Here is a 22,612-nt window from a genome sequence, read left to right on the forward strand (position 1 = left end):
TCCGATTTTATCCAATCAGGTTTCGCCCAACGGTGAAAATCGTAATTATAATAAGAAGCAGATAGCAGGCCTTCTCTCCGAAAAGAAATTTTCGCATTCGAGGATGCCTGCTTTTGCCATTAAAATATTCGATATATATTCCGAAAACGACATAAGGAATAGAGAAAACCATCATTGCATTGTATCTGAAAGCCTGTATAAAGTCAAGATGCATTAAACAATGAATAGCCCTTTGTGAACCACATCCGGGGCATTGCCATCCGGTAAGTTGATAGATGGGGCATTTGGGAAAGAAAATGTTATGTTGTGGGTTATATGAATAAAGCATAAATAAGAAAATCAGAAAAATACCTATTAAAAGTACTTTTCTGATTTTCTTATTTTTTGAATTCATTGATCAAAATTTAAATTGCCAGAATTTAATTACAGGAAGTATTTACTGAATTCTGTTCTAATATTTGATTACAAACTACTGCTGTAAAATGCAGCTCCTAGTACAACAAAGTAAAGTATATATAACACACCTACGGCAATTCCGCAATATAATGCAATCATCGTCCATTTTTTTGCATCTCTTGATGCTTTCAGTGCAATCTCTTTTCTTCCTGCATACCAATTTGATTCTACTTTAGCTGCATTAATTATTCCGACGATACCAAATGGCAAACAACAAAAGAGAGTTGCAAGAATTGATTCAACCAACCATGTTTTGGGAGGAAGCTCATTACTTGGCTCTTGACTGAAATTGGGGGCTTCGGTATTATGAGTAAAAGGTTTGCCGCAATTTGGGCAATTTGTTGCTTCGGAAGAAACTTGACTTCCGCAGTCTGGACAAGTGTTTAATGCCATAGTCAGATTTATTTGTTAATAATTTAGTTGTTATTTTATAATTTATACAAATATATAGATTCTTTTTTGAAAATAAACAAATTGCTGTAAAAATATAAATATTTGTTGAGTTGTAAAATGTTCACTTCTTTATATTAGATCTGAAACATAATAAAAAAGCTGTTTCAAATTTGACTCATGTCTTTTTGAAACAGCTTTTAAAATTATTCCTGAAACAGGGATCAGTACTGTAAGATCATCTTTTTGTAGTCGGTTCCTTTCTTAAAGGGAACAAGTGTAAATCCATAGCTGATAGGACCTTTGCCCGGGAATATCAGATATTCTTTATGTGGCAAGGCTCCCCAGCTGTCGTCTCCACCAACTCCCATCATTCGGTAATCAATGCACAAATCGATCAGTTTCTGAGGCTGCGGATCGGTCAGGTGACGATGGTTGGTCTTTTCAGTAATTGGTTTGTCATTATCGATGCTCTCTCCGCTATCCATGCTTTCGAGTGTGTAAGGAGATGCATTTATTTCAAATGTTCTATCGGCAACTAAGAGAAGACCTTTGCCTGACTTGTCGGTGAATGCACACCAGTAAATGTCTGTGTGGTGGCTATTCTCTTGCGGACGGATATAACCTTCGTAGTTGTTTTTTACATTGGTTGTAAATTCACCGTGGAATTGTGAAGTGCGACGGTCGCGGTAATTCTCTTTCGGACCACGTCCGTAATAGGTCATATTCTCGAACGAAACCGGTAATTGCATACGGAGGCCGACTCTTGGAATCATTGGGGTTTTTTCGTTGGCTGCAACAAATTTGTTGTCTACCTTGATTGTACCATTTTCATAAACGGTATAAGTTATATCCCATGTGGATTCGGTTCCGGGGAATTCATAAGTACATGATACCTTACTTGCTTTATCATTGCTGGTTACAGAGAAGTTCTTTGCTACCACATCCTGATAACTTGCCTCTTTCCATGCTTTTAGTTTTCTTGGGAGACCTGCGCCGTAATCGTTATCGGTTGGGGCACGCCAGAAGTTAGGGTGCAATCCGTTTTCATTAAGGATGTATTCTGTTCCTTTATAAATATAAGAAATCAGCATTCCGTTCTTCTTGTCAAAAGTTGCTTTGAACTCTTTACCCGTAAGAACAACCTGACTGCCTGTCTCTTTTACAGTAGCTGGTTTTACCACTGGTGCCACTGGCTTTCTGAAAGGATTGATGCATTTCTGTTCGCGGGCTATAACATAACCCACTGGAAGAAGTGGTTCGGCCGTTCTGATTTTTGCTTCGAATTCAATTCTGTCATCACCTGTAGTTGCTGGTGTTGTTGGTAAGTTTTTCAGGTCGATAGATACTGAATCTCCGGGTTCACAATCAATATTGAACTTTTCGGTGAATACACTCTTTCCTTCTCTTTTTATTGTGTAAGTGAAATCGTATTTATTCAGATTAGTAAAGAAGAAACCGTTGTATATAATTGCCTTTCCTTTTTTGAAGTCAGTATCAAAATCGATGTTCTGATATACTTTACGCATCTCTTCGGTAGCAGGTTTTGTAGTACGGTCGGGGTATACAAGTCCGTTGATACAGAAGTCGCCATCGGAAGGTGTTCCAATTTTACCATAATCGCCACCGTATGTCCAGTATTTACGTCCGTCTTTTGTCTTTTCTAGGAAGCCCTGGTCAACCCAGTCCCAAATACATCCGCCCTGTAACAAGGGGTATTTCTTGATTATATCCCAGTATTCCTTAAAGTTTCCAAGACTGTTTCCCATGGCATGGGCATATTCACAAAGAATCAACGGACGGTCAGCGTTTGGATTCTTAGCATATCTTTCAATGTCGGCAGGTCTGCTATACATAGGACAATAAATGTCAGTATTCCACTCCAATCCGGCACGTTCGTATTGTACGGGGCGTGAAGAGTCTTGTGCTTTCAGATACTTGTATGTGTTGTAGAAACAGATTCCGTTTCCTGCTTCGTTCCCCAGTGACCAGGTAACTACACAAGGATGGTTCTTGTCTCTAAGATACATATTCTCTGTACGATAAAGGTGTGCCGCTTCGAAAAGAGGATTGTTTGCCAGTGTTCCCCCTTTTCTCAAATCGTATCCCATGCCGTGTGATTCAATGTTTGCTTCATCTATCACATAAATACCATATTGGTCGCATAGTTCATAAAAACGTTCCTGCTGAGGATAGTGGCAGGTACGAACGGTGTTTACGTTGTATTTCTTCCACAACGTGAAATCCTTCATCATTAAATCTTCTGTAACGTAGTGGCCGTTTACTTCGTTGTGCTCATGTACGTTTACTCCTTTGACGAGGACAGGTTTGCCATTTACAGTGAATTGCTTGTTGATGATGGCAACTGTGCGGAATCCAACCTTTGTACTGGTTGATTCCAGCAGTTTGCCGTTTTCATCTTTCAGGGTAAGAACAAGTGTGTATAAATTGGGAGTTTCTGCATTCCATGATTTTACATTCTCTATTATCTTTTTCCCGAAAGAGATTTTAGCTGATTCATTAACCGCTGCTTTTTCCTGATTCTGAAGAACTGTTTTGCCATCGGCATCCAGCAGGCTATACAATGCAGTAACTGATTTCTTCTCGCCACTTGCGTTGTTAATCTGTACATCCATACTGAATTCACCATTCTTGTAGCTCTTATCCAATGGAGAATGAACAGTGAAATCTGCAATTCGTACTTTAGGCTGTGCATACATATAGATTTCTCTCTCTATTCCGCTCAATCTCCACATGTCCTGACACTCCAGATAAGTGGCATCCGAGAAACGGTGTATCTGAATTGCAAGAACATTCTTTCCGGGCTTTACCAGATTGCTTATCTTAAAACGGGCCGGAGTTTTTGAATCTTTATTCATCCCTAGAAACGTACCATTCAGGTAGTAGAATGCTGCACCTTTTGTACCATCCGCACTCAGGAAGATTTCTTTTCCCTGCCAGTCTGAAGGCAAATTGAACTCACGGCGATAAGTACCGGTAGGGTTCCAGTCCTTTGGAACATAAGGAGGATTTGGTTCATCCCAAAAAGGTTTATATCCGGGAGAGGTAAATTCATAGGTTGTATTTACATAAATAGGAGTTCCGAATCCCTGACGTTCCCAATTGCCGGGCACTTTGATGTCGCTCCATTTGCTGGAATCGAACTCCGGCTTCATAAATTCTAAAGGACGCTCATCGAAATTTTCTGCATAATTAAATTTCCATGTTCCGTTAAGTGAAATACGGTAAGTGTCAGACTTACGGTCATTTTTAATTGCCGCCTCTTCTGATGTGTACGATGTAAATGTACTTCGCGGCATTTCCCGATTAATGCTTGTCAGGTTTGGATTGGTGATCATTTCATATCTGTTGTTCTGCGCAAAAGCAAGCAACGGAATGAAGGCCATCCATGTTAGTGTTAGTTTGTTTTTCATAATTCTTTATTAATTAATAAAAAGAACTCTCTATAGCCTTGAATTACCAAGGCTGAATAGAGAGTTACTATTTTGATTACTGTTTCATAGTTCTCTGAGCCATTTTTCCAGCTCTTCGGTCCATTGGCGCTTATATGCAAAGCTATCCCAGAATCCCCATCCATGACCTCCAATCGGATATATGTGCATAGATGCAGATACGTTGTTCTTCAATAAAGCGAGATAATAATTAATCCCGTTTTGTGGCGGAACCGACCGGTCATCGCTTGAAAGTACAATGAAAGCTTTAGGGGTATCAGGTGTTACTTGCAATTCATTTGAAAATAACAACTCCTTATCTTTGCCGGGGTTCTTGCCTATCAAGTTTTCGCGCGAACCATTGTGAGTATATGCTTTATCCATCGTAATAACCGGATAAAGCAGTATCTGGAAGTCCGGACGGGTTTCTTCTGTAAAATGAGTAGCCAGAGTTGATGCTAAATGACCTCCGGCAGATGCTCCCATGATGCCGACTTTATGAATATCGACTCCCCATTCAGCTGCATGCTGACGAACAAGAGTTATAGCCTGCTGTGCATCCGATAGTGGAACTTCACAATGACCGTTGGGCATACGATACTTTAATACAACATAGGTTATACCTTGCGCATTGAACCATGGAGCCATATCGTGCCCCTCATGATCTGTAGCCAAAAGAAAATAACCTCCACCAGGACACATAATTACTGCCTTGCCATTCCCCCTTTTAGCTTTATAAACGGTGATAGTAGGAGATGTGACATTGCTGATCCTGTTCTTTTCAAGCTCTTGCTCTGGCCCCGTTAATCCGTTAGAGTTTGGGGCGCCTTTTGGCCATAGAGGTAATTCTATCGGTTTTTGAGCGAAGAGAGTGCTTGATGCTGCTACCATAATAGTCAGGAGAACCTTTTTCATTAAAGTTTCTGTTTATCGGATTTATGCATGGTTGCTTTTATGAAATAAACAATCAGTGCAGCATAAAGAACCAGTGAAACAACTTGCGACCATGAGTTTGCCAGCCATTCTTCGTGAACCAGATTGATTCCTCCGAAACGCATTACAGCGCTGACAACTCCCATCAGAGCACCACCGGCAATGAATCCGGAAGCAAGAAGAGTTCCTTTTTCTCCACGTTCAGCATTAACGGCCGAGTCGGAAGAACGAGAAGTTACATACCAGTTGATGGCTCCACCCACAACCAATGGAATATTCAGTTCCAATGGGATGAACATACCCAATGCAAAAGCCAGTGCCGGAATTCCGAAAAAGGTAAGTACAATTGAGATAATGGCACCAATTCCATAGAGTACCCATGGAGCGCCAACACCGTTCATCAACGGTTCGATAACGGCAGCCATGGCATTTGCCTGTGGAGCTGCCAACTGTCCGCTTGTAAATCCATATGTCTTATTCAGGATAATCATTACTCCACCAACTGTTGCTGCCGATACAATGGTTCCCAGGAACTTCCATGTTTCCTGTTTAGCGGGAGTTGTACCAAGCCAGTAACCAATTTTCAGGTCGGTGATGAAACCTCCAGCCATTGATAAAGCGGTACATACCACACCACCCATTACCAATGCGGCAACCATACCTGTTGAGCCTTTCAAACCTACCGATACCATGACAACAGATGCCAAAATAAGAGTCATCAATGTCATACCCGAAACAGGGTTTGTTCCAACAATGGCAATGGCGTTTGCTGCTACAGTGGTGAAAAGGAAAGTAATAATGGCAACTAGAAGGATGGCAACGATAGCATGGAAAAGATTTCCCTGCATCACATCAAAGAAGAAAAACAAGAATACTAATATGATGGTAAGTATTGAACCGATTGCAATAACCTTCATTGGTAGGTCACGCTGTGTGCGAATCACGCTTTTTTCAGGATTTTCCTTGCCGCTCATTTCCTTGGCAGCCAGTCCTACAGCGCTCTTAATGATTCCCCATGATTTGATAATCCCGATAATACCAGCCATGGCGATACCACCGATACCAATGCTTTTCGCATAGTATTTAAAGATCTCTTCCGGGCTCATCATTCCAACAACGGTGTGAATATCAGGATTCCACATATTCAGCAGGCTGTCTCCCCAGATTAAAGAGATTCCCGGAATGATAATCCACCATACTGTCAGCGAACCGATGCAGATAATGGCAGCGTATTTAAGTCCGACGATATATCCCAAACCAAGTACCGCTGCACCTGTATTTACTTTGAAAACCAGTTTGGCCTTATCGGCAATCATTTCACCCCATCCGCATACACGGGTTGTGAAGTTTTCGTTCCACCATCCAAAGGTAGCAACGATAAAGTCATATAAACCACCCACGATACCTGCTATAAGCAACGGCTTAGCTTGGTTTCCGCCTTTCTCTCCCGATACAAGCACCTGTGTTGTAGCGGTTGCTTCGGGGAAAGGATACATACCGTGCATCTCCTGCACGAAATATTTCCGGAAAGGAATTAAGAACAGGATACCAAGAACACCTCCCAACAAAGAGCTGACAAATACCTGGAAGAAGGTTACCGACATATCGGGGTACTTTGCCTGTAGAATGTAAAGTGCCGGAAGTGTGAAGATGGCACCGGCAACAATTACCCCTGAGCTGGCTCCGATTGACTGGATAATAACATTCTCGCCCAATGCGTTTTTCCTTTTAGCAGCGCTTGATACTCCCACCGCAATGATGGCGATAGGAATAGCAGCTTCGAATACCTGGCCTACTTTTAGCCCCAGATATGCAGCTGCTGCAGAGAACAGAATTGCCATTGCAATACCCCAGAGTACCGACCAGGGAGTAACCTCCTTGTATTTATTTTCGGGAGACATCAGCGGATTGTAGACTTCGCCCGATTTAAGCTCTCTGAATGCATTTTCGGGTAATCCCGTAAACTTTTCGTTTTCTTCGTGTTTCATATTGAATTTTTTGATTTTATAATTGAACTTCAAAGGAACGAAAAATATAGGTAATATACAATTCTGAGTTTAACTAAAGCGCATCTGAATACAAAAAATGAGGTTGTTGCAATCAAGCAACAACCTCATTAATTTACAAATTATTAGATGACCAGGAACAGCTTATTTGATCTCAATCAATCTTGCATATTTCTTTTCTTCTTCCGGAGACATTTTGGGGATGTTAATGGTAAGCACTCCATTATCCATCGAAGCTCCGATTTTATCTTTCAATACATTGTCCGGAAGAAGCATGGTTTGTTGAAACTTTGTGTACGAAAACTCACGTCTCAAATAACGACTGTTCTTATTCTCCTCTTTGCTTTCTAGCTTTTTCTCCATGGCAACTACCAGTTGATTTTCATCATCAATCTTGATACTGAAATCTTCTTTAGTCATTCCCGGAGCAGCAACTTCCACTTTGTACTCATTCTCTGTCTCAATAACATTGATGGCAGGGGCGGTAGCGTTTGACCTTGACATCCAGTTAGTGTCGAACAAATCATTGAACACATCTGGTAACCAGTTTTGAGATCTTCTAACAGGCATCATAACTTTAATCTCCTATAATTTAAAGGTTTAACATTAAATTTATCATGAACTGGGTTTATGAACTCAAATTCACTGAATATAAAACAAAGTTTGTGCCAAAGAGGTTTATTGAACTATTCGTGTCTTAACACTGACAAACTTTCTTTATGAAATTGTCATTTGTGTCAGTTTGAATGTGATTTTTTCTTAATGATGTGAAAGGTTAAGCCAGTTTAAAACGTAAACGCAATTTCCCTTCCGAATAATCGTGGCTAATGATCTTAAAAGTTCCAATTTCTGAAGTATTTTTCACGTGCATACCAATGCATGGACATGCATCATAATCTCCAACTCTGATAATGCGGAGCGTATCAGTTGCATCATCCGGCAGCCGGCTCAGGTCGAACTCCTTCTGTGCCAGTTCCGAAGGCATCAGTTCTTCTGTTACCTCCAGGTTCATAGCGATTATTTCATTGACTTTATTCTCTACTTCCTGTAATTGTTCTTCAGTAGGGCAGGAGGAGAGGAGGTAGTCGCACTTGCTTTTCTTCTTTTCAATATGTGCATTCACCGAACGTGTGCATCCAAACGTTCTCACCATTGTCTGGTTCAGAATATGTTCTGCAGTGTGCATCTGCGGATTTTCTGACTTATTATGACTATTTAGTATAGGTTTTTCCATTATTTTCTTAAAATAGATATAATATTGTTGCATAAACTTAAAAGAGGTCTAGGCTTAAATCTTTATTTTGAATCTAATATTTTGAATATTAATGTTTTAAAAAGGAATATACCAAGAACCAGCAGTATGCATCGGAGTGCAGTAGTCTTTCTTGGGTTGGTTTAGTATCTGTTCTTCCATGTTTTATATTGCTTTTTGCAAAGATACTACTTTTTATTTTCTTTATATTCTTCATCAAAATTAATGATTGTCGTAGTGTTACGCTGGATGTTATATTCAGTCCAAAGCCCCTTTAGTTTTCTTCTGTCACAGTCAAATGAAATGCGGAATTGTCCAAAGTCACCAATTATTCTTCTATCACGGTAATCATGAATTATAAGCTCTCTCCGCTGACTTATTACTTTTTCTCCGTCTTTATTTGTGTAAATTGACAGATCTTCCCACATTGGACAATCTATTATCATTATTTTGCAAATACCATTTAACAAATAGGGAATAGCTAATATACAAATTAATCCAGTGATTATTCTTTTAATTGTTCTTTTCTCAATTTTATGAGCTAGTATAAATAAAAAAATAAATACTAAAATAATTAGTAGCATTAATAAACAAGTAGCTATTCTATCAACTGTTGGATTTAAAAATTCAAACGGTGTCCCGACAATTAATGCAACTGTCAATAACAGCAATCCGCAAAATATGATAATTAAATTCTTCTTCATTTAGATTTGTTTGAATATGATATAGCAACCTAAATAGATGACTGTTTAAATGTTTGATGGAAAATAATTCTAATTCTTATTCATCATCTGAACCGTGGTATGATTCATCCTCAACTTTAATAACGATAAGTTCTCCTTTATCAGTAATAGTATACTCTATTGCGTATTGGTAATCTGTATCGGGTTGTGCAAGCGTCGCTCGAAACACAGGAATGCTTCCATCTATATGCGAAAACTCATTTTTCCACATATGGCAAATTTTATAAAAATCAATATCTAAACTAGCTTTAAAATGCTTCTTTGTGACACATAATTTTATATTTCTTTTATTTGCCTTTTTTATTATGATGTCAGTAGCATAATTATGAGCGACACTATATTCAATGAGTTTTTTGTTTTTTTTCCTTAAGTCTGAAAAAGTCTCGTTGTAGACTGCACTATCATTTAAACAATATGTTTTCATATGATAGTTTGTATTATTTATAATAGTGTCGAATGAATAAATACCATAATCTGGTTTCCAGTAGTACATTAGGGAATCAGATGAATGTGTTGATTTGTCAGTAGTATTTATTGATTTCTTCTTCGTTCCTTCAATCACAGTGGCTGCATTATTTTTAGCCAATCTTTTATCTCCAGTGCAGGACGTGAAAATTAAAGCTAAAATAATTAATGTACTATGTTTTATTGCGAACCTGTACAATGTATTATGCATTTTATTGATAAATTTAAAATCAGACATCTCTTGTAAAAATGGCAAATGTATTTATACCAATGCCGTTTATCATTTGGTTAGTTGGTGATCTCTACTTCATCCTCTGCTAATTTATATTTAAAGTACACGCCCAATTTTGGAGAGTAAACCTTAAAAACAATTGCTGGGATTTATTCATATCAGCTTGCTGTCTATTATTTAAATGCATTATTCAGAAAATCAAAAACTTTCGTGATATCAAAATATATTTTTGTGCCTTCATAGTATTTGCTGGAGGTAAATTCCATCAGGTCATACGAATTCTCTCCACTATTTACTAGTGATTGTTGTTTAAAACCTTCAATCTCGAAATAATTCCTCAACAGTTGATATTCATCATTTACACAGATAACATGGAATGCAGTTTTCTCTGATTGCCCATCTCCTGTTGATACTATCATGTTCATCAGTTTCCAGAATTTCATTATGTAATTTTCAAGTTCCTCTTGGGGCTTTCCCAGAGCTTTTCCTGCATAGTAGAGGTTTTCCAATGTGTTGAGTGAAACAGGGTTCTTCTGCAATATTTTCAGACATTGCTCATAAGCTTTGTTGTATTCTTTGGCTTTCATCAATTTATTAGCTTCATCAAGCCCTTCAACATTATAAGGATTATACGATTTCTGGTACAGTTGACCATAATAGAGTATTGAATAATCGTTTTTTTTCAAGGTTGTATCGTTTGCTTCATAACGTTTCAATAATTCCTTGTATGTGTTCTCACTTGTAACTGCTTTCTTAATGGATTCGTAGTTGATCTCCAGTTTTTCTTGTGCACCAATGCCGGGTAAAATGAATGATAACAGTAATAAAATAATAATGTTTTTTTTCATAGTTCAAGATTTTATTTTAAAATAAATTTTCCTTCTTCAATATATAGCACTACTACTTTCTGAAATTTAATGTTTATTCCGTTTTGGGTTCCTGGCATCCAATCGGGCATACTGTTTACTGCATCTTTGAATGAAATGGCATTTAAATTATAATCTGTCATGTTTACGAAAGAGGTGCAGCAGGTTTTGCCGTCAACATTGACAATAAAGGCAATGATGACCTTCCCTTTCTTTATCTTTTTTATTTCCTTGTCATCAACATGCTGATTCATGTATTCTATTAATCCGATGGAATCACATTTCCACTCAGGTTCTTTTTCCGATTTTATATAAGTGTTATTCCTGTCGCATTCTTTAAAATTAATAGGCTTATAGCTGATTGCCTTATTCTGAGAATAGGAGCAAAGAGTGATGAACGATGCTAAAATAAGTAATGTCTTTCTCATAATGCTTTTTGTTGTTTTAATTATTCTTCCTGATTTATTTAAGGAAGCATTTCGTTAGTGATCGATATGCTGTAAATACCTAATAGCGTTTTGGATTTGAACGACCAACAATCTTCGTTCCAGTATTTCATATCTATCTCTTTGTTGTTTGCATAAACTTCTAAAATAAAATCGAATAGAGGAGAATCATAATAACTTTTTATCCGTTCTTCTTTACTAATCGATCTCAAATCAACTGGCTTATATGCCCAGCCACAAAGTGAGCCATCTTGTTCTATCGTTAATTTCGAACGCGGATTTATTATAAAAACAGAATCTTTTTTATTTATTTTATTAACCGTCATATTATCAAAAAAACGAGGTGGCAGGTTATTTACATAAATACGCAGAGTGTCATTTGTGTTATTGTTTATAACATAGTGGTAGCTATACCATCCATCGCAACTATATAGTATGAATGGCAGGAATATAAGCCAGATCTTTCTTTTTATCATTTTCATTCAATCTCTTTTGGAAAGTTCTTAAACTCGTACAAAGCTATGTGTGAAATGCAATAAGGCCATAGTTCCGTGCTCATAGCGTTGGGAAACAGTGTCACTACTGAGGTGTTCTCAAATTCTTGTTTCCCGCATGGTACAATGTCTGCTTTATAATTCAGTGCAACGTCACTATTATTTCTGATGCATAAGATTGTTTGCATTCTTTCCTTACTTTCCTGTCCGGCTTCAGGTTTGCTGTAGTAACCAAATCCGAAAATGGCTTCAATTGTGCCTTTTTCCGGATTTTCGCTGAAATACTTATTTGTTTCACCCAGAATTAAAGTATCTTTCAACTCTTCAGAATTGATAACCGTGTATTGATAACTGGCTGTATCGTTTTGTGGAGTAACCAGTTTTAGTTTCAGCTTCATTCCTAGGGTGAAAACATATCCAGTTGCTGGTTCGCTTCCATTGGCCATTGTGGTTTCTTGTTGTGCAAATAATGGACGGCTGATTCCTGTAATAATCAATAACAGGACGGTGAATAAAGTCTTTTTCATAGAATAAATTTTAAGGATGAAGCCTGAGCGCATTATTAACTAAATGCACTTTATTTTAATTTATTAATTTAAGAATCAACAACTGAAACGATTACAAAGAATATTTTCATACTTCTTTATTGGTCGTTTTTACAAAGATAATAATCTTTTATAACGAAGGATACTTTTATAATAATATTTTGATAGGTAATTATAAATATCTTAAAATGATGTTTATTGTAAAGTGAGGGGAGTTTTAAGTACGGGCAAAAAAAAAGGAGTCACGCCTGACTCCAACCTTTGTTAACCTTAAATCTAATACTATGAAAAACACATTGCAAAGGTACGGCTTTTATGGATATCTCCAAATATTTCTGCTGAAAAAGCATGTTTAATAACATGTTTTAATGATTACTTTGTAATCTGTTTAATTGTGTAAAGGGGGAGGGAATGGCCGTTGATTGAAGGATTTCATACTAGGAACGATTGCTATAAGACTGAACATTAGATAAATATTGCACAAAATAAATGGTGCTTACTGATTGCTGCAAGATAATAAATGAGATTCTGCAGATTAATAACTATCTTTGCGGCAAAGAAAGCCCCTTTGGTCAATAGGTATATATAATCAATAACAAATTCAAGAATGTCATTCGAAGCAACAAAAAGAGAGTGGAGCGAACTCTATACTTTTTTTCGTCTCCTGAGCAACGGTTTTATTTATTCCGGAACTCCACAAGTGAAAATCAATGAGGACGAACGTCTTCAGATTGCTATGATTCAGCGCGAGGAACATGATGGCACCCGTAAGTATATTATTGAAGGTGAGGAGGTACATGTTTTGGGTGAAGCTGTGGATAAAACATTTCCACGTAACCGGTTCGGTAGTGTTGCTGATGCTATATTGGCGGGGATTAAAAGTTCGTCGGACGACCAGGTTCTTTCTCCGGAAGGGGTGGAAGAGTTTCTTGACGAGGTCTCTATTTTCGATCTGGAATCACGCACACAAGACCGCACCGATTTTTATGTAGCCTTTTATCATCCGGAGGCACCTCTGGTTGGCTTCAATGTTCGTTCGCGCATGAGTGCTATGAATCCACTGCTGGATGGTGGTCGGGCTGCCAATCTGAAGTTTGAGCAAACCGGGATTAAATTTGCAAATCCTATGGTTAATAAAGTGAATGCGATGGATACCCCAAATGAGGTGGCAGACAGGATGATGATGATTGAACGGCTGGGCGGTATACTGAAATATACAGATGTGGCCGACAAGGTGTTCCGTTGCAATCTGCATATGATCGATCTTCATTTTCCACGTGTTCTGGCCGAGATGGTACGAATAATGCACCTGGATGGCATAACAAAAATATCGGAACTGACAGAGCGTATCAAGGAAATCAATCCGTTGAAAATAAAGGATGAGCTGATTACCAAACACGGCTTCTATGAATTCAAAATGAAACAGTTCCTGCTGACTCTTGCTTTGGGGATGCGTCCGGCCAAGATCTACACCGGCGAAGATTCGGCTGTATCGGGAATTCTTCTGGTAGATGGAAGTGGTGAGGTGCTTTGTTATCAGAAATCATCCAAAAAGGTGTTCGAGGATTTCCTTTATCTGAATACCCGTCTCGAAAAGGGCTCTACCGAAAAGGATAAGTACGGCTTTATGGAGAAAGAGAATGGGGTAAACTACTTTAAACTGAACCTGAAAATAGGATTGACGAAGCGATAGATTATCTTTTCTTCCTTTCTGTTTATTGGGTTTGCCTGCAAGAACTAATCATTTATTGGCGAAGAACTAACTGAATCATGTACATGTTTCATTCCAATCTTGTACATGTTTGGATTCAATCTTGTACATGATTACCCCCTAATCTTGTACATGATTGGGGTAATTCATGGCGTTGTTTGGGTTAATTCATGGTCTTGTTTTTCTAATCGTCGGTTTTTGGTTGACTACTGTTGCTCTAAATTGTGTAATGGGTTGACTAATGAATCCTTAATCCTGATTCGGGTTGTCCTTCGTATTTATAGTGAAGATAATCAGCAGTGTATTGCTGTGAGAATATTTTCTGGGTGGCAGAGGTGGTAGTAAAATTATGCTTTTTAGCTTTCTAAGAAATGATATTTGAAAAATCTTCAAAAAGAATTTTTTTGGATTTGCGATTTACAGAATGAGAAATAGAATGTTTCCTCTGCCACACTGCCACTAAAAATGTTTACATTTAGTTTTGTGAAACCCGATGATTGATGCTGTATATCAGCTCAATCAATTGATATACAGTGTGATGTGGGTTTCGTGATCATTCTCATTGTCGACAGCATTACCCATCTTACTTTTAAGGCGTTCTGTCAATCGGTCGGCTTTGCTTGAAGGCATGGTTAGTTATGCATGCACTGCGCAAACCTTGGTCAATGCAATCCGTTATTGTGGAATGATGCATCAACCGGTAATAGCAACCTGCTAACCTCCAAACAATGAAGGAATAGTCAAAACTTAAACAGACTCCGACAGCTTTTATAAGGTGAATTTCAGGATCTTCCCGTTCATTCCCTCTACAAACGTTTCTGCAGGTTGATAGGGGAGAAGACTCAAGTTCTCTTCTTTCCCGGTAAGCAGATCGACTGTTGCGTACGAATCCTTTTGGGGGATCTGCAAAAAGTCGAAAGCGTGGCTGGGGATGTTGATGGATATTTTGGATGCCTGTTTGTCGAAATTGGCTATGATAAGCAGAAGCTCGTTATCTTGTTTCCTGAAAAACGCATAGTTTTTGTGCACGTTAAAGTCGGCCTTGCCGTAGTTGACATACATCAGGTCAAAGAAACTTCCCTGAGAAATGGCTTTTTCCTGATTGCAAAGGTTCAGTAATTTACGATAAAAACGTTGCAATAGCTTTTGTTCCTGAGTAAGAAACTTACCATCGAACTTACCTTCGTTTCGCCAGTTTCTGATTGTTTTCACACTCCAGTAATCAAAAATGGTTGTTCTGCCGTCTTTTCCGCTGAATCCTTCTTCGTCCATACCATGCTCGCCCAACTCCTGGCCGAAATAGATCATTACAGGGTTTACATTCATGCACGAAGCAACAATCATGGCCGGAATACCATAGAATCCATTTCCAGTGAGAAAACTGGATGCGAACCTTTGTTCATCGTGATTCTCGATAAAATTGAGCATCTTTTTTTCGATTCCTCCCAGGCTTTGCCAGCAGCGGGTAATATCGGATGCCGATTTGTAACCACAGCTTACATCGCGAAGCGTTTCATAAAGCCCCACTTTATCGTACAAATAATCAAACCCTCCGTTGAAGAGGTAGTTGTGATATTCCTCCGGTTTATAAACTTCAGCAATAAAGAGGATATCCGGATACTGGAACTTAACCTGAGCAATCACCCATTTCCAGAATTCAACCGGTACCATTTCGGCCATGTCGCAACGGAATGCGTCAACTCCTTTCGATGCCCAGAATAGAAGTATATCTTGCATTTTAAGCCAGGTGTCGGGAACCGGATAGAAATGCCGGGTATCTCCATTGGCATAATCAATTCCATAGTTCAGCTTGATGGTTTCGTACCAGTCATTTACTCCGGGACATGCATCAAACCGATCGTTGCCGGTAGCCTTGGCGGGAAATTCGTAGTAAGCTTTCTTCGCATTCCCTTTCATATCAAATTGTCCGTTGAGTACGGTCTGGGGAATATAATAGAAGTTATTGTACGGACTGAATGCATTTTCCGGATTATCTTTCTCGCCCAGGTCGCTTACATTTTTGGGTTTGGCATCCGAATGATACTGCCGTGCCACATGGTTGGGCACAAAATCAATAATAAACTTCAGATTTGCCTGATGGGTGCGGTCTACCAGCTCCTCAAACTCCTTCATCCGATGGAGAATATCGTCTGCCAGATCGGGATCTACATCGTAATAGTCTTTAATTGCATAGGGAGACCCGGCTTTTCCTTTTACAATGGCCGGATGATCTGCCCGGATGCCGTATTGTCTGTAATCAGTTTGAGTGGCATGCTCAATTATTCCGGTATACCAGATATGGGTAATACCCAGTTTCTTGATTTCGCTTAATGCTTTCGGTGTGAAATCGGAGAACTTACCACATCCATTTTCGTTTATCGAACCGTTTGGAACACAATTGCTGTTGTTGTTTCCAAAGAGACGGCTAAATATTTGATAGATAATTATTTTTTCTCCATTGTTTATTTCCATATATTCCCTTTTTCCTGCTTAAGTTTATTGATTACTTTATTGGCGGTATCGTAGCCATGTTTAAAGATCTCTTCAGCCTTTCCAAGCTCCCTGTTGCGGTATCCATCCAGTCCGTAAGGCTCGATTAGCAAGTCGCTGTGTTCTCTGTCGGGAAAGGTGTTGGCACGAAACATAAAATGATAAGAGCGCAAGGCGATATCAATAACATTCATTTTGTACTTGCCTGCTACAAGGGGACTTACGTTGATAGCAACCACCTTTTCACACTCCTTGCGAATGGTTGAGACAGGCAAATTTTTCAATACTCCGCCGTCTATAAAATTGGTACCGTTTATGTTTACCGGAGCAAACATTACCGGCATACAACAAGAAGCTGCTACAAGATCCGCTGTATTCCCTTTACGAAATTGTACACTTTTACCGTGATCCAAATCGGTTGCCGTAATTACAAGGGGGATTTTCATGTCTTCCAGATTCTGATTTTTCAGATTTGTTTTCAGGAAATCCTTAAAATCGTCTAACTTAAAGAATCCGGTTCTAGTCAGGGCCCAACTGGTTAAATCCATAAACTTATAGCCGTTGAAGATTTCCACCACTTTATAAGGTTCGTTCCCATCGGCATAGAATGCACCGGCCAAGGCTCCGGCACTTACACCCGATATTATATCAGGTTTGATATCGTTTTCGAGTAAAGCCTGAATAACTCCTAAGTGAGCAAACCCTTTTATGAATCCACCGCTGAGGGCGTAACCAATTTTGTGGGGCTTGTTGGCTTGTAAGTTATCTTGTTGTATCATCTTTTTTTTCTGACTGATTAATGATGCTACTAAATTACGAATTAATTTGGGACTATACGAAAAGAGGCCGGACTTTTTCAAATCCGGCCTCTTTAAAAAAAACTAATATTTTTTATGCTAATCCGTGAGCATTTACGGATGGTTCAATCTTCTTGATTAGCCCCTGAAGAACAGCACCAGGTCCGCATTCAGTAAAATCAGTAGCGCCATCGGCAACCATATTCTTAACTGTTTGTGACCAACGTACCGGTCCGGTAAGCTGAGCAACCAGATTCTCTTTGATCTTGGCCGGATCTGTTTGAGGAAGTGCGTTCACATTCTGATAAACCGGGCAGCTAGGTGCGTGGAATTCAGTATTGTTAATTGCTGCTGCAAGTTCTACTTCAGCTGGTTCCATAAGCGGAGAGTGGAAAGCGCCTCCAACCTTTAAAGGAAGAGCACGTTTTGCTCCGGCAGCCTTCATCAGTTCGCAAGCTTTTTCAACTCCGGCAATCGAACCCGAGATTACAATCTGTCCCGGACAGTTGTAGTTTGCTGCCACACAAACTTCATCTTCGATAGATGCACAGATTTCTTCTACTTTTTCGTCAGACAATGCAATGATTGCAGCCATTGTTGAAGGAGCAGCTTCGCATGCTTTCTGCATTGCCATGGCACGTGCATAAACCAGCTTCAAGCCATCCTCAAAAGAAAGAGCTCCAGCAACTACCAGTGCAGAGAATTCGCCAAGTGAGTGACCGGCTGTCATTTCGGGTTTAACATCATCGTTCTTGCAAAGAGCTGAAATTACAGAGTGAAGGAATACGGCAGGCTGAGTTACTTTAGTCTGACGAAGATCTTCATCGGTACCTTCAAACATAATATCCGTAATGCGATATCCTAAGATATCATTCGCTTTTTCAAAAAGTTCTTTGGCTAATGCCGAGTTTTCATACAGGTCTTTACCCATGCCCACGAATTGTGCGCCTTGACCCGGGAATACGAATGCTTTCATACTATTCTTTTTTTATGTTTTTATGAATAACGGCCGCAAAGGTAGTGATATTTGGTTATAATTGAAACGTTTCTTCCAATTTTCATACTCGGAATGAGTAATCTTGATTCTTATCCTGCTGATATTCACGAGTGGGTATACAAATGAATCATTCGGAAAACAGGGCAAAGGTATTACGGTATATAAATAAAAAAAGGTAGATACAGCGTAAGCTTTATCTACCTTATAATAAGTTTATTTGGTTGTTATGCTTTTGGAAGAGCTTCTTTTACAACCATCTGACGGCCTTCAAATTCGGCACCGTTTAATTCTTTGATTACGTTTTCTGCTTCAGCTTGGTCAGGCATTTCTGCAAAAGCAAATCCTTTAGATCTGCGAGTTTCGCGGTCAATGATTAATTTAACTGAATTAACTGTTCCATACTCTTCAAGTACCTGATTAAGATCTGATTCTCTAACCTTATAGCTAAGGTTGCCAATGTAAATATTCATGCGAATAAAATTAAAATAAATAAATTAAATTTTGAAACGATTTAAGTTTTAAAAGATCTGTTTCGTCAGTAGAAGATGCCCGATGTTAAACGGGTAAATTATAAAGAAGATAGAGAACGATATAAACTGTCTATTGTTTTATGCTGCAAAGAAAAGCAATTATTTTTGATCTTGAGCTATAAATCCTAATTATTTTTTTCAAACTGAGATTTATTTATTCTATTTTAATGAATTATAGCTGAATAATCACATTTTGAAACAAATAAATAAGATTCCTTCGTGCTGGTTTATACAAATAAGAAAAGGTAGATAAGCTTTCACTGTATCTACCTTTACCTTATAATGTTTTTATAGTTGTTATGCTTTTGGAAGAGCTTCTTTTACAACCATCTGACGGCCTTCGAACTCGGCACCGTTTAATTCTTTGATTACGTTTTCTGCTTCAGCTTGATCAGGCATTTCTGCAAAAGCAAATCCTTTAGATCTGCGAGTTTCGCGGTCAATGATTAATTTAACTGAGTTAACTGTTCCGTACTCTTCTAAAACTTGACTAAGATCTGATTCTTTAACCTTGTAGTTAAGGTTTCCAATGTAAATATTCATGCGAATAAAAATTATAAAATAAATAAATTTAAAAAATGAAACAGAATAAGTTTCTAAAAGATCTGTTTCGTCAATTAAATACCTAATTGAAAGGGTATTTAGTTAGAAGATTAAGAACAATACAAACTTTTTCTTGTTTTATGGCTACAAAGAAAAGTATTTATTTTTAATATCAAACAATAAAATCAAATTATTTTTCAGTAAGATAAAAAAATATTCTATTTTTAATGCATTAAAACCCTGTTTGCGGCATTTATGTAATTTCTAATAAGCCAACGTTTCTACACAGATGAAGTAATGCATGTCAGATATGGAGAAAATATAGTCATCTATTTTTAGATACTCTCTTTTATCCGAGGATATTTTCCTTTTTAATATTACCTTTGCAAACGTTAAAAGATAAAGCTAAGGTTATGACAAAGAAGATAGTTTTACTCGGATCCGGAGAGTTGGGAAAAGAGTTTGTAATATCAGCTCAGCGTAAAGGACAGTATATTGTGGCTTGTGACTCGTATGCCGGAGCCCCTGCCATGCAAGTGGCAGATGAATATGAAGTATTTGATATGTTGGACGGCGATGCGTTGGAGCGTGTTATCACGAAACATAAACCAGATATTATTGTTCCCGAAATTGAAGCAATACGTACAGAACGCCTTTATGATTTTGAGAAAGAGGGTATTCAGGTTGTTCCAAGTGCTCGTGCAGTGAACTTTACCATGAACCGTAAAGCGATTCGCGATTTGGCTGCCAAGGAACTCGGTTTGAAAACAGCGAAGTATTTCTATGCTACATCACTTGAAGAATTGAAAGAAGCCGCTTTAAAAGTTGGTTTTCCTTGTGTGGTGAAACCGTTGATGTCTTCTTCCGGAAAAGGTCAATCACTTGTTCGTTCTGCTGAAGAGCTGGAAAATGCCTGGGAATATGGATGCAGTGGCAGTCGCGGAGATATTAAAGAACTTATTATCGAGGAATTTATCAAATTTGATAGCGAAATAACCTTATTAACTGTTACTCAGAAAAATGGTCCTACACTTTTCTGCCCACCGATTGGTCATATTCAAAAGGGAGGCGATTACCGTGAAAGTTTCCAACCAGCCCACATTGATCCGGCACATTTAAAAGAAGCTCAGGATATGGCCGATAAGGTTACCCGAGCATTGACAGGAGCAGGTATCTGGGGAGTAGAATTCTTCTTAAGTCATGAAAACGGAGTGTATTTTTCTGAACTGTCTCCACGTCCTCACGATACAGGAATGGTTACACTAGCCGGAACACAGAACTTAAACGAATTTGAACTTCACCTTCGTGCAGTTCTTGGTTTGCCTATTCCAAATATTAAGCTTGAAAGGATAGGGGTGAGTGCGGTTATCCTGTCACCAATTGCTAGTAAAGAGACACCTAAATATAAAGGACTGGAAGAAGCTCTGAAGGAAGAGGATACTTATTTGCGTATTTTCGGTAAACCTTTTACGAAAGTTAACCGACGCATGGGGGTAGTTCTTTGCTATGCCCCGATTGGATCAGATCTGGATAAACTAAGAGATAAAGCAAAAGATATTGCTTCAAGAGTAGAAGTATATTAATAACTCTTTAAACTAAATTCAATTCCCTTGCAGAGAAAGAACCCTCTTTTTATGCAAGGGAATTTTTTATGGAATACCTTAACGGTATGATTCCTTTCTTTTTGTTTTTATAAACCTTTTTTTCTGAACATCTAAGATATCGCCGTTGTTCAATAATAGATATAACAGTTATCTAACTCAGTGTTCTATATGAAAAAATCGGATATAGGAATTATTGGTCTAGCTGTAATGGGTGAGAATCTGACTCTGAATCTGGAGAGCAAAGGATGGCTTGTTTCTGTATACAACCGAACTGTTGCAGGTGTTGAAGAAGGAGTAGTAGACCGCTTTACGTCGGGGCGTGCGAAAGATAAAAATATAGTTGGCTTTAACCAGCTTGGAGAGTTTGTAAACTCGCTTCAAGCACCACGGAAAATTATGATGATGGTGAGAGCGGGAACCCCTGTTGATGAGCTGATTGAGCAACTTATACCGCTTCTTTCTGCTGGTGATATTCTTATTGATGGAGGAAACTCGAATTACAAAGATACCGAAAGAAGGGTAGAACAGCTTGAGAAGAAAGGTTTCTATTTTATAGGTGCCGGAGTATCGGGAGGTGAAGAAGGAGCTCTGAATGGAGCATCAATTATGCCGGGAGGATCTGTAGATGCTTGGCGTGATGTGAGGCCAATTTTACAAAGTATTGCTGCTAAGGCTGAAGATGGTGCTCCTTGCTGTGAATGGATAGGAGGTGGTGGATCCGGACATTTTGTGAAAATGATTCATAACGGAATTGAGTATGGCGACATGCAGCTTATTTCTGAGGCGTATTTTATAATGAAAGCCCTCCTCGAATCTTCAAATGATGAAATGGCTGATTGCTTTTCTCATTGGAATGAAGGAAAACTGAAAAGTTATCTGATAGAGATTACCTCTCATATTTTGAAATATAAAGATGCAGACGGATCTTATGTAATTGATAAAATACTGGATGTTGCAGGTCAAAAAGGAACAGGGAAATGGACAGTAATCAATGCTCTTGAACTGGGAATGCCTCTTAATCTAATTGCTACTGCTGTATTCGAAAGAACTATCTCAGCATGGAAAGAGATTCGTATTGAAGCAGCACAAGCATTTAACAGAGAAGCACCGAAAAAAACTTATGTAACAGAACAGTTGCTCGTAGAGGTTGAGAATTCTTTGTATGCTTCAAAACTGGTGTCGTATGCCCAAGGTTTTAGTGTGCTAAAACAAGCTTCCGAAGAGTTTGGCTGGATGCTCGATTTGGCTGCCATTGCTCGTCTCTGGAGAGGAGGATGTATTATTCGTTCAGCCTTTTTAAATAATATCGCAAAAGCATTTGAGGAAGATCCGCAGTTGTTTAGTCTATTATTGGCTCCCTATTTCAAAGACGAAATTCTGAATGCCTTGCCTTACTGGAAAAAACTTGTTTCTGTTGCAGTTAGAGAGGAGTTACCGGTTCCTGCTGTTTCGTCAGCGCTTAATTACTTTTATTCTTTAACTGCCAGCTGGTTGCCGGCAAACTTAATTCAGGCACAAAGAGATTATTTTGGAGCTCATACTTTCGAAAGAATAGATTTGCCCAGAGGTGTTTATGTTCATACCAACTGGAAAGGCGATGGAGAAAATACAAAATCGGGAAGTTATAATGCATAAATCATGGATGTTAAGATGAAACCTC

Annotated in this window: 21 protein-coding genes; 3 read left to right on the forward strand and 18 right to left on the reverse strand. The window is 38.6% G+C overall.

Annotated elements, in window-relative coordinates; translation table 11 throughout:
- Positions 1-7: 7 nt before the first annotated feature.
- The 13 genes from ABWU87_RS03390 to ABWU87_RS03450 form a co-directional block, all read right to left on the reverse strand.
- Entirely contained in the window at positions 8-394 is a 387-nt protein-coding gene (locus tag ABWU87_RS03390; RefSeq protein ID WP_353333285.1) for a DUF2752 domain-containing protein, read from the reverse strand.
- Positions 395-462: 68 nt separating this feature from the next.
- Positions 463-849 (reverse strand): CD225/dispanin family protein, encoded by a 387-nt coding sequence (locus ABWU87_RS03395; RefSeq protein WP_353333287.1) that lies wholly within the window; start codon positions 847-849, stop codon positions 463-465.
- Positions 850-1,070: 221 nt separating this feature from the next.
- A complete protein-coding gene (locus ABWU87_RS03400) occupies positions 1,071-4,280 on the reverse strand; it encodes a glycoside hydrolase family 2 TIM barrel-domain containing protein (RefSeq protein WP_353333289.1) in 3,210 nt (1,069 codons plus the stop codon).
- 84 nt (positions 4,281-4,364) lie between these two features.
- Positions 4,365-5,213 (reverse strand): alpha/beta hydrolase, encoded by an 849-nt coding sequence (locus ABWU87_RS03405; RefSeq protein ID WP_353333291.1) that lies wholly within the window; start codon positions 5,211-5,213, stop codon positions 4,365-4,367.
- Complete coding sequence (locus ABWU87_RS03410; protein ID WP_353333293.1) at positions 5,213-7,219, reverse strand: OPT family oligopeptide transporter; 2,007 nt, start codon at positions 7,217-7,219, stop codon at positions 5,213-5,215. The genes ABWU87_RS03405 and ABWU87_RS03410 overlap by 1 nt, the downstream gene beginning before the upstream one ends.
- Positions 7,220-7,381: 162 nt before the next feature.
- The gene (locus ABWU87_RS03415) at positions 7,382-7,810 is read right to left on the reverse strand and encodes an Hsp20/alpha crystallin family protein (protein ID WP_353333295.1); all 429 of its coding nucleotides are present in this window, start codon (positions 7,808-7,810) and stop codon (positions 7,382-7,384) included.
- A 202-nt stretch (positions 7,811-8,012) separates the two neighbouring features.
- On the reverse strand, positions 8,013-8,471 hold the full coding sequence (locus tag ABWU87_RS03420; RefSeq protein WP_353333297.1) for a hypothetical protein: 459 nt from the start codon (positions 8,469-8,471) through the stop codon (positions 8,013-8,015).
- A gap of 206 nt (positions 8,472-8,677) precedes the next feature.
- Positions 8,678-9,193: a hypothetical protein gene (locus ABWU87_RS03425; RefSeq protein ID WP_353333299.1), complete on the reverse strand. Its 516-nt coding sequence runs from the start codon at positions 9,191-9,193 to the stop codon at positions 8,678-8,680.
- Between the two features lie 76 nt (positions 9,194-9,269).
- A complete protein-coding gene (locus tag ABWU87_RS03430; RefSeq protein ID WP_353333301.1) occupies positions 9,270-9,908 on the reverse strand; it encodes a DUF4738 domain-containing protein in 639 nt (212 codons plus the stop codon).
- A gap of 194 nt (positions 9,909-10,102) precedes the next feature.
- Positions 10,103-10,777, reverse strand: coding sequence for a DUF4919 domain-containing protein (locus ABWU87_RS03435; RefSeq protein WP_353333303.1), 675 nt, complete (start codon positions 10,775-10,777; stop codon positions 10,103-10,105).
- A gap of 11 nt (positions 10,778-10,788) precedes the next feature.
- The gene (locus ABWU87_RS03440; RefSeq protein WP_353333305.1) at positions 10,789-11,223 is read right to left on the reverse strand and encodes a hypothetical protein; all 435 of its coding nucleotides are present in this window, start codon (positions 11,221-11,223) and stop codon (positions 10,789-10,791) included.
- A gap of 38 nt (positions 11,224-11,261) precedes the next feature.
- Positions 11,262-11,717 (reverse strand): hypothetical protein, encoded by a 456-nt coding sequence (locus ABWU87_RS03445; RefSeq protein ID WP_353333307.1) that lies wholly within the window; start codon positions 11,715-11,717, stop codon positions 11,262-11,264.
- Positions 11,718-11,719: 2 nt separating this feature from the next.
- Positions 11,720-12,262, reverse strand: a complete 543-nt coding sequence (locus tag ABWU87_RS03450) for a hypothetical protein (protein ID WP_353333309.1) — start codon at positions 12,260-12,262, stop codon at positions 11,720-11,722.
- A gap of 625 nt (positions 12,263-12,887) precedes the next feature.
- Between ABWU87_RS03450 and ABWU87_RS03455 the strand changes: the two genes are divergently transcribed.
- Complete coding sequence (locus tag ABWU87_RS03455; protein WP_353333311.1) at positions 12,888-13,973, forward strand: HpaII family restriction endonuclease; 1,086 nt, start codon at positions 12,888-12,890, stop codon at positions 13,971-13,973.
- A 786-nt stretch (positions 13,974-14,759) separates the two neighbouring features.
- On the opposite strand, the gene ABWU87_RS03460 is transcribed toward ABWU87_RS03455, so the two are convergent.
- The 5 genes from ABWU87_RS03460 to ABWU87_RS03480 all read right to left on the reverse strand — a co-directional run bounded on the left by ABWU87_RS03460 (position 14,760) and on the right by ABWU87_RS03480 (position 19,348).
- Positions 14,760-16,463, reverse strand: a complete 1,704-nt coding sequence (locus ABWU87_RS03460; protein ID WP_434533901.1) for an alpha-amylase family protein — start codon at positions 16,461-16,463, stop codon at positions 14,760-14,762.
- A complete protein-coding gene (locus ABWU87_RS03465) occupies positions 16,454-17,260 on the reverse strand; it encodes a patatin-like phospholipase family protein (RefSeq protein ID WP_353333313.1) in 807 nt (268 codons plus the stop codon). Before ABWU87_RS03465 ends, ABWU87_RS03460 begins: the two co-directional genes overlap by 10 nt.
- Positions 17,261-17,372: 112 nt before the next feature.
- A complete protein-coding gene (gene fabD / locus ABWU87_RS03470) occupies positions 17,373-18,254 on the reverse strand; it encodes an ACP S-malonyltransferase (RefSeq protein ID WP_353333315.1) in 882 nt (293 codons plus the stop codon).
- A gap of 245 nt (positions 18,255-18,499) precedes the next feature.
- Entirely contained in the window at positions 18,500-18,745 is a 246-nt protein-coding gene (locus tag ABWU87_RS03475) for an RNA recognition motif domain-containing protein (protein WP_353333317.1), read from the reverse strand.
- A 357-nt stretch (positions 18,746-19,102) separates the two neighbouring features.
- The gene (locus tag ABWU87_RS03480; protein WP_073402758.1) at positions 19,103-19,348 is read right to left on the reverse strand and encodes an RNA recognition motif domain-containing protein; all 246 of its coding nucleotides are present in this window, start codon (positions 19,346-19,348) and stop codon (positions 19,103-19,105) included.
- A gap of 383 nt (positions 19,349-19,731) precedes the next feature.
- On the opposite strand from ABWU87_RS03480, the gene purT reads away from it, so the two are divergent.
- Positions 19,732-20,931 carry a formate-dependent phosphoribosylglycinamide formyltransferase gene (purT, locus tag ABWU87_RS03485; RefSeq protein ID WP_353333319.1) on the forward strand — a complete coding sequence of 400 codons (1,200 nt, stop codon included), beginning with the start codon at positions 19,732-19,734 and terminating at the stop codon, positions 20,929-20,931.
- 189 nt (positions 20,932-21,120) lie between these two features.
- Positions 21,121-22,587: a decarboxylating NADP(+)-dependent phosphogluconate dehydrogenase gene (gnd, locus tag ABWU87_RS03490; RefSeq protein WP_353333321.1), complete on the forward strand. Its 1,467-nt coding sequence runs from the start codon at positions 21,121-21,123 to the stop codon at positions 22,585-22,587.
- Positions 22,588-22,612: the final 25 nt, after the last annotated feature.

The sequence above is a fragment of the Bacteroides sedimenti genome, assembly GCF_040365225.1.
GTDB lineage: Bacteria > Bacteroidota > Bacteroidia > Bacteroidales > Bacteroidaceae > Bacteroides > Bacteroides sedimenti.